Origin of the sequence: Sporolactobacillus kofuensis, from assembly GCF_024125425.1 — a bacterium.
In the GTDB taxonomy this organism is placed as follows: domain Bacteria; phylum Bacillota; class Bacilli; order Bacillales; family Sporolactobacillaceae; genus Sporolactobacillus; species Sporolactobacillus kofuensis.
In genome coordinates, this window is record NZ_JAMXWN010000010.1 from 47,135 (window position 1) to 60,903 (window position 13,769).

Annotated in this window: 13 protein-coding genes; 11 read left to right on the forward strand and 2 right to left on the reverse strand. The window is 40.9% G+C overall.

The features are described 5' to 3' along the window. The first annotated feature begins 466 nt into the window (after positions 1-466). The 9 genes from NIE32_RS09405 (at position 467) to NIE32_RS09445 (ending at position 9,507) form a co-directional block, all read left to right on the forward strand. Positions 467-916, forward strand: a complete 450-nt coding sequence (locus NIE32_RS09405) for an Lrp/AsnC family transcriptional regulator (RefSeq protein WP_253076636.1) — start codon at positions 467-469, stop codon at positions 914-916. A 349-nt stretch (positions 917-1,265) separates the two neighbouring features. Then, the gene (locus tag NIE32_RS09410) at positions 1,266-2,810 is read left to right on the forward strand and encodes a gamma-glutamyltransferase family protein (RefSeq protein WP_253076709.1); all 1,545 of its coding nucleotides are present in this window, start codon (positions 1,266-1,268) and stop codon (positions 2,808-2,810) included. A gap of 72 nt (positions 2,811-2,882) precedes the next feature. Then, positions 2,883-4,427, forward strand: a complete 1,545-nt coding sequence (locus NIE32_RS09415) for an ABC transporter substrate-binding protein (protein ID WP_253076637.1) — start codon at positions 2,883-2,885, stop codon at positions 4,425-4,427. 17 nt (positions 4,428-4,444) lie between these two features. Beyond that, entirely contained in the window at positions 4,445-5,401 is a 957-nt protein-coding gene (locus NIE32_RS09420) for an ABC transporter permease (protein WP_253076638.1), read from the forward strand. Then, entirely contained in the window at positions 5,401-6,297 is an 897-nt protein-coding gene (locus NIE32_RS09425; protein ID WP_354327291.1) for an ABC transporter permease, read from the forward strand. The genes NIE32_RS09420 and NIE32_RS09425 overlap by 1 nt, the downstream gene beginning before the upstream one ends. Positions 6,298-6,310: 13 nt before the next feature. Continuing rightward, complete coding sequence (locus tag NIE32_RS09430) at positions 6,311-7,309, forward strand: ABC transporter ATP-binding protein (protein WP_253076639.1); 999 nt, start codon at positions 6,311-6,313, stop codon at positions 7,307-7,309. Beyond that, positions 7,296-8,279 (forward strand): ABC transporter ATP-binding protein, encoded by a 984-nt coding sequence (locus NIE32_RS09435; RefSeq protein WP_290443564.1) that lies wholly within the window; start codon positions 7,296-7,298, stop codon positions 8,277-8,279. Before NIE32_RS09430 ends, NIE32_RS09435 begins: the two co-directional genes overlap by 14 nt. A gap of 80 nt (positions 8,280-8,359) precedes the next feature. Continuing rightward, positions 8,360-8,977: a chromate transporter gene (locus NIE32_RS09440; protein WP_253076640.1), complete on the forward strand. Its 618-nt coding sequence runs from the start codon at positions 8,360-8,362 to the stop codon at positions 8,975-8,977. Further along, positions 8,974-9,507, forward strand: coding sequence for a chromate transporter (locus NIE32_RS09445; protein ID WP_253076641.1), 534 nt, complete (start codon positions 8,974-8,976; stop codon positions 9,505-9,507). The genes NIE32_RS09440 and NIE32_RS09445 overlap by 4 nt, the downstream gene beginning before the upstream one ends. Positions 9,508-9,798: 291 nt before the next feature. Here the strand turns inward: NIE32_RS09445 and NIE32_RS09450 are convergent, their stop codons facing one another. After that, the gene (locus NIE32_RS09450; protein ID WP_253076642.1) at positions 9,799-11,004 is read right to left on the reverse strand and encodes an MFS transporter; all 1,206 of its coding nucleotides are present in this window, start codon (positions 11,002-11,004) and stop codon (positions 9,799-9,801) included. Between the two features lie 241 nt (positions 11,005-11,245). Between NIE32_RS09450 and NIE32_RS09455 the strand changes: the two genes are divergently transcribed. Beyond that, positions 11,246-11,581, forward strand: coding sequence for a MazG-like family protein (locus tag NIE32_RS09455; RefSeq protein WP_253076643.1), 336 nt, complete (start codon positions 11,246-11,248; stop codon positions 11,579-11,581). A gap of 262 nt (positions 11,582-11,843) precedes the next feature. On the opposite strand, the gene NIE32_RS09460 is transcribed toward NIE32_RS09455, so the two are convergent. Beyond that, entirely contained in the window at positions 11,844-12,203 is a 360-nt protein-coding gene (locus NIE32_RS09460) for a Lin0512 family protein (RefSeq protein WP_253076644.1), read from the reverse strand. A 338-nt stretch (positions 12,204-12,541) separates the two neighbouring features. Here NIE32_RS09460 and NIE32_RS09465 point away from each other — a divergent pair, with 338 nt between their 5' ends. Beyond that, entirely contained in the window at positions 12,542-13,630 is a 1,089-nt protein-coding gene (locus NIE32_RS09465) for a BMP family lipoprotein (protein WP_253076645.1), read from the forward strand. Positions 13,631-13,769 lie beyond the last annotated feature (139 nt).

Genomic DNA, 13,769 nt, shown 5'->3' on the forward strand with positions numbered 1-13,769 from the left:
CCAAGTGAGAACCCGCAGTTACGAGTTGTTTGAGGAGGATCACGGGTCGCCCGCGGCTTCTTAGCCGATGCGAGCAATCGGAGCATCATCAAAATCGGGCATGGCTTAAGGGACGGGGCGCTTTTTGCCCGTTTTTTCTTAGAATAAAGTTATGTTAATTTGAGTGACTTTGACAAAATTAAGAACTTAATGAACAAAGCGATGAAAAGAATAAGTAATAAACGAATACACCTACTAATGTTAAGCTTCTCACTATTGGACATATACATAAGCACGACCTGAGTATAAAATTATAATCAATTGATAACGTGTAGGTGTATAAATGTTTAGAGAACACACAATCTTAGTGTAAACAAGGAGGAAAGTTGCTGTTGAATTAAGATAGCAGGGTGGAAATCAATGAGTAGAATAGGATCCTTTAACATAACCTCATTTATGCCGGATTGCTTTTAACAGCGAGTAATGGATGAAACTCGATGATACAGATCGAAAAATACTGGACTGTCTAGCACAGGATGGTCGAATGTCCTACGTTGATATTGGAAAAGTTTTAGGCTTATCACGTGTGGCTACGCGTGAACGCGTGCAGCAAATGGTGAAAAACGGAATTATTGAAAAGTTTAGCGTTGTTATTAACTCAGAGCTAGCCGGGAAGACTGTTTCTGCTTTTTATGAAGTTGAGTGTGAGCCATCAGCGCTCTTGTCTGTCGCCCGAAAATTAACAGGTAACCCAAGTGTAGCGAGCTGCTACCAGATGACTGGTCCGAGCATGTTGCACGTGCATGTATTAGTCGAAGATTTTCATCAATTGGAGAATTTCACGAACAAGGAACTGTATTCAATGAAGGGGATTACAAAAGTAAATAGCCACATTTTATTACGTAGATTCAAGAGTAGAACGGGATTAAAATTATAAAAATGAATTTTTGATAAATCACGTGAAAGCACATAAGGAAACTAATCATTTTCCTTTATGTGTTTTTTTGCGTACAAAAAAAATTCTTCAATTGTGAAAAATATGTGAAAAATATGTTGATTTAAAAAAAACAAAGTTTTATAATCATGATTAATGATTTAACAAATGTTAATAAAAAAATACAAATTGATTAATTAAAGACATTAAATGAATAAATAAAACTACATATGTTAGTAGAACTGGTCGATTAATTAATTTTAATTGAATAATAAGGAGGCAATTCCAGGTGTTTGATTTTGAATACCAACCATTTCCTTCCAGAAGGGCATCAGTATTTGGGAAAAAGGGTATGGTCGCAACAGCACAACCCCTTGCTGCTCAAGCAGGTCTAGAAATTCTAAAAAAAGGAGGAAATGCAATCGATGCAGCGATCGCAACGGCGGCTTGTCTCACCGTTGTTGAACCCACATCAAATGGTATAGGCAGTGATGCATTCGCACTGATTTGGACAAAAGGGAAGCTGCATGGTTTAAACGCAAGTGGGGTTGCACCGCAATCAATCTCTATTGATGCAGTAAAACAAAGAGGCTATAAAGAGATGCCTGTGCACGGCTTCGAACCTGTAATGGTTCCAGGAGCACCTGCAGCTTGGGCCGCCTGTTCATCACGATTTGGACGCCTTCCTCTTTCTGAGGTTTTGAAACCGGCAATCGATTATGCAGAAAGTGGATATCCCTTAGCTCCAGGATTAGCAAAATTCTGGCGGATTGCTTACCGTAAATTTAAGAAGAGTTTCCACGAGCAAATGTTCGAACCCTGGTTTGAAACATTTGCTCCTGAAGGGCGACCACCAAGAGCAGGCGAAATGTGGTCATCACCTGACCATGCGAAAACACTTAGACTGATTGCTGATACTCAGGCAGAAGCATTTTATAGAGGAGAAATAGCAGAAAAAATAGACCGTTTTTCAAAAGAAAATGGCGGATTTATTCGAAAAAGCGATCTAGAAAGTTATCATCCAGAATGGGTTGATCCCGTCTCGATTAACTACAAAGGTTACGATGTTTGGGAACTACCACCCAATGGACAGGGAATCGTTGCATTGATCGCACTAAACATTCTGAAAAATCTAGATTTTCCTAATACAGATTCTGTTGATACCTACCACAAACAAATTGAAGCACTGAAACTTGCTTTTTCAGATGGGAAAAAATATATAACTGATCCGCGAAGCATGAATGATGAAGTTTCCAAACTATTATCTGAAGACTATGCGCGTGATCGCAGTAAGCATATTGGTGAATCGGCAATAGAGCCACAACCTGGATCATTGCCAAAAGGTGGGACGGTCTATCTTGCTACAGCAGATGGCGAGGGAAATATGGTTTCGTTTATTCAAAGTAACTATATGGGGTTTGGTTCAGGGCTTGTTGTTCCGGGGACGGGCATCGCACTTCAAAATCGTGGTCATACGTTTTCTCTCGATACCAAGGATGCAAATGCACTTGCTCCTGGGAAAAAGACCTATCACACGATTATCCCTGGCTTTTTATCAAAGGATGGACAACCTGTAGGACCGTTTGGCGTAATGGGCGGATATATGCAACCCCAAGGTCATCTGCAGGTGATCACGAACACAATTGATTTTCAGTTGAATCCCCAGGCGGCAATTGATGCGCCTAGGTGGCAATGGATGAGCGGAAAAACGATTAAAGTTGAATCAACATTTCCAAATCATATTGCTCAGGCACTAGAACGACGCGGACATGACATTGAGGTTGCTTTGGATTCAGGTTCATTTGGACGCGGCCAAATTATTTGGAGAAATTCCGAAACGGGTGTACTCGTGGGCGGAACGGAATCGAGAGCGGATGGGGTGGTTGCCGCCTGGTAATGTATGGCATGCAGGGTTACTAGCCGTGATTGATCATAAACTAAGATTTTATACATGAGGAGGATTTTATCAATGAAAGCAAGATTAAAAGGCTTTATGTTTTTGGGAGTAATCCTTTTGCTTGTTATCGCATCTGGGTGTGGAGGCAACAAGGGCAATACGAGTTCATCAACGACTACAAATCAGTCAACAAATCAACTTGTAATCGGATTGGACAACGATCCGCCGCAACTTGATCCTCAGAAATCATCGGCAGCTGTGGACAGACAAGTTTTTCAAAGTATTTATAATACATTGGTAGATATAGATGTAAATGGAAAAATCGTACCTGAACTGGCGACGAGCTGGAAAATTACGAATGGCGGGAAAGTGTACACATTTAATCTAAGAAAAGATGTTAAATTTCAGGATGGCACCCCTTTTAATGCAAAAGCAGTGAAATTTAACTTTGATCGGGAGTTAGATCCTAAATCGGCTTCTCCTAGACTTTCAGAAATTGGGTCGATTAGCAAAGTTACTGTACTTAGCCCTTACCAAGTACAGGTGACATTGAAGCAACCTTTTTCTCCTCTCTTATCGATTCTAACTGACCGAGCAGGAATGATGCTCTCACCGACAGCCGTGAAGAAAGAAGGAGCAAACTTCTCTAACCATCCAGTTGGAACGGGACCGTATAAATTTGTTGAGCGTGTCAAACAAGATCATATTACAGTCAAAGCATTTAAAGGCTATTGGGGTAAAAAACCTAAGATTCAAACGATCGTTTATCATCCTTATGCTGATGGTAATGTGAGATTAACCAATTTAACATCAGGCAATGTAGATCTTGTAAATACAATTGACTACAAAGACATCGATCGAGTAAAAAAGAATCCAAATCTTAAAGTAGATGAAAAAGATGCCATTGGATTCCAGGGAATCGTTTTGAATGTGCATCAGGCGCCTCTTAATAATGTGAAAATTCGTCAGGCAATTAATTTGGCTATTGATCGTGAATCGATCGCTAAAGTCATTTTCCATAATTATGTGACACCGGCAACGAGTCCGCTTCCAGTGTCGAGTTGGGCACATGATTCAAGCTTGAAACAAACAACTGCTGATACAGCTGCCGCAAAGAAGCTTGTTCAGGAATCAGGACTGAAGAATGTTCACTTTACTTTGAAAATTCCTGCTGGTAGCGCACAGAATCAGCAGTTAGGACAAATGGTTCAATCGATGCTTAAAAAAGTTGGCATTAATGTCAAACTTGAAATGGTAGAGTTTGGCACGATGATTCAGCAAGGAACGGAGCATAACTTTGATGCCATTAATCTTGGATGGAGCGGCCGAATGGATCCGGATGGAACGATATATTCCTGGTTTATCACTAAAGGCGGAAATAATGATATGGGTTACTCAAATGCAAATGTTGATAAATGGTTGAATCAAGCACGTACAGTATCATCGAAGCAAGAACGTACACAACTGTACCATAAGATTTCACAGCAGTTGTGGAAGGATGCGCCATATATCTCAATCTATTATCCAAACGATTACAAGGCAATGAAGAAAAGTGTGCAAGGATTCCAGCATTACCCAGATACGATGATTCGCCCTGAGACGATCTCTCTAAAATAAATACAGGGAGGATAACTATGTTACTTTACATTGCACGCCGTTTTTTCTTGATGATTGTCATCTTGTTTTTAGTAAGCATTATGGTTTTTGGGTTGATAAATATCATTCCTGGTGATCCGGCATCGCTCATGCTTGGTCAGGAAGCGACACCACAAGCGCTCGCCTCATTAAGGCAAAATCTTGGACTGAACGACCCACTCTACCTGCAGTATATACATTGGGTGGGTGGTGTTCTGCAAGGAAATTTGGGCTATTCACTTTCAGACCACACACCAGTATTAAACATTTTGTTAAGTAAAATACCGGTAACGCTTGAATTAACGATCTTTGCGTTTCTATTGGCGGTATTGATTGCGGTACCAGCTGGAATTATTAGTGCCGTTCACAAAGGCTCAGTTTGGGATTATGTAACGACAGTTTTTGCTTTATCTGGTGTCTCCATCCCTGCTTTTTGGCTTGGTATACTACTTATTTATCTCTTGTCATTAACGCTAGGATGGTTACCTCCTTCAGGATATGTTGCATTTGCTCAAAATCCGGTACGAAATATCATTCTAATGATCATGCCATCGATCGCACTCGGTATTCGATTGTCGGCACAATTGACAAGAATGTTACGATCAAGTCTGCTTGAAGTGATGCAGTCTGATTACATCCGAACAGGTTATGCAAAAGGTTTACTGGAAAAGGCAGTTGTCTTTAAACATGCTTTAAGGAACGCGATGCTGCCGGTTCTGACCGTTGCAGGTTTGGAATTGTCTTCTTTCCTCGGTGGAGCAGTGATCACTGAAACAATATTCGCGGTACCTGGACTCGGTCAGTTAATCGTAAATGCTATATTAACGAGAGACTTTCCAGTAGTTCAAGGAGCTATTCTGTTCATGGCTTTTGCAGTTGTCATTGTAAATTTCTTAGTAGACATCGCCTACTCGCTCCTAGATCCGAGGATAAGTTTGGGAGGTGCATCAAAATAATGGGTGAGCCTCAATTACAATCCGAAACTGTTAATCGCGTACAAATAAATCCATTACGTAAAAAACGTAATAAATCTTATTCAAAATTGATGAAAAATAAACTTGCGGTATGTGGTGGTATTTTTGTTGTATTGCTTGTTGTTCTTGCCGTTTTCGCACCATTACTTGCACCGTTCGATCCAACGAAGCAAAACTATGGTCAAATACTGAAACCACCATCTGCAACACATTGGTTTGGGACAGATACCCTTGGAAGAGACCTATTGTCAAGAATCATTTTTGGTGCTCAAGTTTCATTGAAAGCAGGACTTATTTCAGTGGGTATCGCGTTGACAATTGGCATACCATTGGGCATGATTTCAGGTTATTTCAGAGGATTCTGGGATGAATTCATTATCATGCGGGTTACAGATGCAATGCTCGCTTTTCCATCATTAGTTCTCGCTCTGACTTTGGCGGCAGTACTTGGACCTAGCCTTAATCATGCAATGATTGCGATCGGCCTTGTATTCACACCATATTTTATAAGGCTGGCACGTGGAGAAGTTCTTGCGCAGAGAGAAAGAGAATATGTGTCTGCAGCTCGGGCATCAGGACTTCGAAACTTCTCAATCATGATGAGGCATGTTTTTCCCAATATACTTGGACCACTTATTGTACAGGCCACTTTAAATGTTGCTTCAGCAATCATTGCCGAGGCATCACTAAGTTATTTGGGACTTGGCACGCAGCCTCCGACGCCAAGTTGGGGGGCCATGCTTGCTGAAGGGCAGGGTTATATTTCTCAGGCACCATGGATCTCCATCTTTCCAGGATTATTTATCTTTTTAGCGGTGATCTCAATTAACGTATTTGGTGATGGAATCCATGACTGGCTTGATCCAAAGCTAAAGTAATCGAGGTGCGGACATGAATGACATTTTATCTGTGAATCACTTAAGTATTGGCTTTGATCACAGTTATGGCCATACTTCGGTCATTGATGATATTAGTTTTAACATTGAAAAAGGGCAGACATTATGCATTGTTGGTGAATCTGGATGTGGAAAAAGCTTGACATCGTTAGCTGTTATGGGCTTACTTCCTAGTGGAGGTAGGATTCATGATGGACAAATCGTTTATAAAGGTCAAGATATTAGTCGTAAGAGTCAAAAGGAATTAAGCGAAATTCGGGGAAAAGAAATTTCCATGATTTTTCAGGAACCGATGACAGCACTGAATCCTCTGCATTCAATTGGTTATCAAGTTTCCGAAGTTTTGCGCGTTCATCAGAAAGTGAGCAAACATGAGGCGAAAGAGAAAGCAATCGAGATGCTAAGACTGGTTGGTATCCCTTCACCGGAAAAAAGATTTGCACAATATCCCCACGAGTTGAGTGGTGGGATGAGACAACGAGTGATGATTGCGATGGCGCTAATTTGCCATCCGGGTTTATTAGTAGCTGATGAACCCACGACTGCTTTGGACGTGACCATACAAGCTCAAATTCTCGAATTAATACAAAACTTAAAAAGCCAATTTGATATGGCGTTGTTATTAATCACTCATGACTTGGGTGTAGTTTCAGAAACAGCTGACAAAGTGGTCGTCATGTACGCGGGTCAGGTGGTGGAGTATGGGGATACAAAGGAACTGTTCACTGAGCCAAAGCATCCGTACACGAAGGGCTTGATCAACTCCATTCCAAAAATGGATGAGGATACAGAAGTACTCCCGACAATTAAAGGTTCTGTTCCAAGTCCGGATGAGATGCCAATGGGATGCAGATTTGTCACGCGCTGCCCATTTGCCATGGAGATCTGCAGCAAGATTAAGCCACCGAAGATAACGGACGGTCATGAAGTACATTGTTGGTTATATTCATCAGAAGATGTGAAGGGAGAGAATCCCAGTGTTGATAAAGTCTGAAACACCTGAACCTGAAAAAATTTTGGAAGTAAAGGATCTAAAGAAATTCTTCGATATCAAACAGGGTTTTGTAGGTTTGGGCCATCAAACTGTAAGAGCTGTAGATGACGTAAGCTTCTTTGTTAATAAAGGAGAAACACTTGGAATTGTCGGTGAATCCGGTTGTGGAAAGTCGACTATGGGACGATCTATTCTCCAACTTCAGAAACCAACGGATGGATCGGTGCTTTTCGAGGGTATTGAATTAACAAAGTTAAAGAACGGTCAAATACGCAAATTAAGGAAAGACATTCAGATGGTCTTTCAAGATCCATTTGGTTCATTGAACCCACGCATCACGATTGGAACGATGCTAAGGGAAATAGTAAATACACATCATGTGGTCAATAAAACGGAAAGTAAAAGCTATGTCGAAGAACTTTTGGAACAAGTGGGACTAAAAAAAAGCTACTATGACCGATATGCACATGAATTTAGTGGTGGGCAAAGGCAAAGAATTAGTATTGCTCGAGCGTTGGCGGTTAGACCTAAATTAATTGTCTGTGATGAAGCAGTATCGGCACTGGATGTTTCCGTACAAGCTCAAATATTGAATCTTTTGCAGAAACTCAAGAAAGACTATGAACTCACATACCTTTTTATTTCACATGATTTATCAGTGATTAAGCATGTAAGTGATCGGGTCGCAGTGATGTACCTTGGACAAATTGTTGAACTTGCGAGTAAAGAAGAAATTTTTGAGCATCCACTTCATCCATATCTGAGGGCTTTACTATCAGCAATCCCATTAGTAAATCAACCAAAAAGAGAGCGAATTATTCTTAGCGGAGAGGTGCCAAGTCCCATTAATATACCTGAGGGTTGCCGGTTCCATACACGCTGCCCATTTGCAAAAGACCTCTGCAAACAAAAGGTGCCTGCATTTGAACAAAAAAAAGATGGACACTGGGCTGCATGCCATTTTGCATAATCGTTATTAGGCTTACTGTTGCCTAATGCAGTGCCCTATATGTGTTGTTGGAATGGATTGTAGAAGAAAGGTTTGGTTTCATGTCAGAGTTAGAAACAAAATTTCAGCCAAGACCATTAAAGAAATTTCGCTCGGTGTTCGTTCTTTATCGGGATCTATTCATTGCTTTCTTCCGTTCAGGTATTTTAAGCTTCGGCGGGGGTCCTTCCGGAATTCCATTAATCGAGGCGGAAGTGGTCAAGAAATATAAATGGATGTCGATCGAAGAGTTTGGCAATATGGTGGCAATTGCAAATGCGTTACCTGGGCCAATAAACACGAAACTCGCGGGGTATGTTGGGTGGAAGATCAAAGGATGGGCAGGAATGCTGATTGCACTCATCGCGGTAATTCTTCCAACAGTAGTTTTGATGGTGGTCTTGCTTGGCTTTCTTGCAGCTTTTCAGAACCAAAGGTGGGTACGCGGCATGACCCAGGCTGTGCTTCCGGTCGTCGGTATTCTTATGGCGCAACTGACATGGAGCTTTATGTCGAGCGCCCAAAAAGGGCTCGGTTGGATCGTTAGTCTAATTCTTGTTGTGATGAGCTTTATCCTCATGGAAGTGATTCATATTCACCCAGCGCTCTTGATTGCTTTGACATTATTGTATGTGCTGGTCAAACCTGTAAAAAAAGTGCAAGAAGGTGGGCGAAAATGATCCTTTTATGGCAACTGTTCCTTGCTTTTTTTATCCCGGGTATTCTAGGGTATGGTGGAGGTCCGGCATCAATTCCACTCATTGAAAATGAAGTAGTTGGTCATTACCATTGGATGTCCGTACCGCACTTTAGTAATGTACTTGCCTTTGGAAATGCGTTACCAGGCCCCATTGCGACAAAAATGGCCGGCTATATTGGATATGATGTGGCGGGAATTCTAGGATCCTTTGTTGCGTTAGTTGCTACAGTAGCCCCATCACTGATTCTGTTGATTGTGTTGCTTGGTCTACTTGAACGCTTCAAAGATTCACCGAAGATTAAGCGTTTGACCTTATTCATTCGTCCCATTATTGTCGTGATGCTTGGAATGATGGCATGGAATTTTTTTGTCGCATCGGAACAGGAATCAGGATGGATCCCGATGATCTTTATTGGTGTCGCGAGTTTCGTACTGATGCAGCGTTTTCGTGTTCATCCTGCGTTTGTGGTTGGTGGAGCATTACTAATCGGTGCTGTGTTTTTAGGCTGATTTCTATTCAATTACTATGTCATGGTGATTATGACCGATGATAGACTTATGAACAGAATAGAGAAGGTATAAAAATAATAAGTTCTTCCTGTCCATAGAACGGATGATGATTAAACATTGGCGCTCCTGTTGCCAATGTTTTTTTTAAAAGATAAGGAAGTACAAAGTTTTTTACTTAGAATCGTAGTGACGATGCGAAACAGTAAGCTTCCGATTAATGTTCTTCACAGGCACTTAAATAGAAAAATGCCCCTCGGATTTTTTCCGAAGGGCTTTTTTTTATTGATGACTTTAAGCAAGTTCTTTGTTTTTGGTTTCATTCCCAAGAAGTAGGACAGCGAGGACACCAACAATAATAGAGATACAGAATATAGTGAATATAGAAGTTATGGACACGTGCCGTACAATCAAATAGCCGACGAGTAATGGACCAAAGATTCCGCCAATTCGTCCAAACGCAGCAGCCATTCCTGTGCCTGTTCCACGAATGACGGTCGGGTACTGCTCAGGTGAGTAAGCATAAAGGGCACCCCAAGCGCCCAGGTTAAAGAAGGAGAGCAGGATTCCAAATGTAAGGAGCAGTGGCAATGTGGTTGCCGTTCCGAAGAAGTAAGCACAGATAGCTGTTCCAAGCAGATAGACAACAAGTACTGACTTTCTACCCCATTTTTCAATCAGCCAAGCTGCGGTGAAATAACCTGGGAGCTGGGCAAGCGTCATAATCAGTACATATTGGAAGCTCCTGATTAGGCTAAATCCTTTAAGTACAACGACGCTTGGAAGCCAAAGAAACATACCATAATAAGAGAAGACGACACAGAACCAAAGCACCCAAAGCATAACGGTTTGACGGACATATTTTTTTGACCAGATTTTCGTGATGTTTTGCCATAAACTTGGCTTAACTTCTTTTGTTTTCGCGATGAATTTTGATGAATCGTGAATATTCCATCTCAGATAAATAGCATAGAATGCTGGAAGTGCACCGATAACCAGAGCGATCCGCCAACCGTATTGGGGAATGATAAAGTAAGAAATGAGAGCGGCAACAATCCATCCACCTGCCCAGAAACTTTCAAGCAGAACGACAATCCGGCCGCGTTTATCTGCAGATACACTTTCTGAAACAAGTGTTGATGCGACAGGTAATTCACCGCCAAGCCCCATACCAATAAAGAAACGCAGCACAAGAAAAATGGAAAGACCAGTGGTCAGAGCAGAGAGGCCACCGCCAATCGAGAACAGCAGTAGGGTAAGAATCAAAACATTTTTCCGACCAATTCGGTCAGCCATCATGCCGAAAATCAATGCGCCGACAGCCATACCAATTGAACTCACACTTCCAATCCAACCCATTTGGATTTCATTCAAGTCCCACTCTGTTTTCAATGCGGCAATGATGAACGACAGCATGCCAACATCCATCGCATCAAACAACCAAGCGAGTCCAGCGACACCAAGTAACTTTCTTTCCGATCGGTGATTAATTAATGACATAATATCCTCCTGATTAATGAGTACGGTATCTTTAGATCAATTTTTCATGCGATCACACGTCTTCATATAATGTGTAATCAAGCATGTCCCTATTATAAGTACATAATTTACAGGTGTAAAGACACTTGTAGAAAATGTTTGCTTTGCAGTACCAATGGTATGGGCTTGCACATGTTTTTACTTCTATTATTATGCATGTGTTACACTAGAAAAAATCTAACAGCTATTTGGAGGGATTTTTTTGGAATTAAATGATGTGCAGGATTGGGAAAATAGATTTTATGAAAAACAGGGATGGAGGGATTTGCCACCTTATATTCGTGTTGGGTTTCTAATGGAGGAAGCGGGTGAGGTGTCCCGAGCCGTGCGTACATATGAAATAGGGCGTGACCATCATCCTGAAGAAGGAAAGAAAACACAGGAAGAAATGAGGCAAAATCTTTCAGAAGAAATTGGGGATGTACTTTCTAACCTTGCAATTCTAGCTAATTTGTACAATCTTAAATTGGAAGAAGTTGTGAAGGTTCACCGTCGGAAATTATGCGATCGTTTCAACTGTAGCGAAGAAGAAGTGTGACTGAGCACAGATGAAAAAAAGGTGCAGGTTAGTTAAAACTGGTTAATAAAGCTACTCAAAGGCGAATGTGTGAGACGTCACAGATCTAGGTGTGTAAAAAGAAACAGCGGTTTTAACAAAACCAAAAACAAAAAAAGAGAGTCGGGTACAGTTATACTCTGTACGTACTCTCTTTGGCACAGGTAAGAAAGAATTAGAATCTAATTGAATTTAACGAGCCGGGAATAGCCTGTGGCGCGGCTTTGACGCTACCAGGCTTTCTTTAATATCCGACTTCAACGGAAGCGTTCACGATATACATTAAATCGTTTTTATCATTTTTTTCTTTTAAGACAATGCCGCTTGGTGTAACCATTCCACCATCCATAACCTTAATGACGACCGTTCCATAAGGAATCTCTGCTCGAATTTTGTCGAAATCCAGTAATTCTTTATCCATTGGAACCGCAAGGCGAATCGTTACCTTCATATTATTTAGGTCATTTTCGGGCAGGAGTCCGGCAATTCCCGGCATTGAGTTTCTGTGAATAGCATCCATGACGGCACGTACTGCTGCAGTTGTGACATCCTGTCCATGAACATCTATACCAAATCCTGTTTCTATAAACAAAAGCTGATCCATAATACGGACCTCCTTAATATGTGATCTATTTTATTATAGCAAAAGTGAGAGCATCTCCGAGAAAACGGTAGCTTTCGAAATATCTTTGTCAGAAAATCCAACAAAAAGAACCAATATTTTCCTCAATAGAAATAAAATAAATAAGAAATAATAGATGAATGTCAGAAAACCCGAATTCAGGGTTTAGCGGAGATGTAAAAAGATAGTAAAGACGAACAATTATTACATTGTTCTACTAAATTTTCGTTTTTTACTTATTTTCTGTTCCCTTTTCGCTTAATATAAGCTATAGTAAAGCTTGTGAGTTGAAATATATAAGATTAACGGGGGGTTTTTAAGTGTTGAAAAAGAGAATAGCAGTGCTTGTAGCCTTCGTTGTTGTTCTTGCATCTGTTCTTGCAGGATGCGGCAATAGCAGCAAATCCGGTAACAGCAGCACAACAACTAAGAGTACATTTAAAGCAGGTATGGTTACGGACACGGGCGGCGTTGACGATAAATCTTTTAACCAGTCTTCTTGGGAAGGATTAAAGACCTACGCAAAGGATAACAACCTTAAAGTAGGTACAGGCGTTAAATATCTGCAATCCACTCAAGCTTCTGATTATTCACCGAATTTAAATACGTTGGTTCATCAGAATTTCAATGTCGTTTATGGTATTGGTTTCTTGATGCAAAGTGATATTCAGAAGATTGCTCAACAAAATCCGAAAGCCCACCTGGGTATTGTTGATGCAGTTGCTGTTGATAAGAACAACAAACCACTGAAAAATGTTGCAAATATTACATTTAAAGAAGAACAAGGCTCATTCCTCGTTGGTGTTGTTGCCGGACTGACAACAAAGACCAATAAGATTGGTTTTGTTGGTGGTATTAACTCCGCGTTGATCAAGAAATTCGAAAATGGTTTTAAAGCCGGTGTCAAAGCGGTTAACCCTAAAGCAGATGTATATGTACAGTATGCGGGTGCTTTCAATGCACCGGACAAGGGTCGTGCCATTGCTCAGACATTCTACACAAAGGGTGCTGACATTATCTATGCTGCTGCTGGCGACACTGGAAACGGCGTCTTCACTGAAGCAAAGAACCGTACAAAGGACGGAAAGAAAGTTTGGGTTATCGGTGTTGATAGAGACCAACACGATCAAGGACTTCCTGAAAACGTAACACTGACTTCTATGGTAAAACGTGTTGACAAAGCAATTTATGATGTAACGAAAATGACAAAAGAAGGTAAATTCCCAGGCGGTAAAGTTCTTCAATTCGGACTTGATCAGAATGGTGTAGGTATTGCACCGACAACTGAAAATGTATCGAAAAAAGCACTTGATGCTGTAAATACTTACAAAAAGAAAATTGTTGACGGTTCAATCAAAGTTCCGACAACGGACAAAGAATACAAGGCATATCTTGCTAATTTGAAGTAATTATCTTTTTGCTGATGGATGAGGCACTAGACTGCCTCATCCATCAATTTATTATTAAGACTAATGACTAACTTGGACACTTGAAGGCCTGTTTTTATGAACAAGCTTTTTTTACATATTCAGAGATGGGAGACTGAAG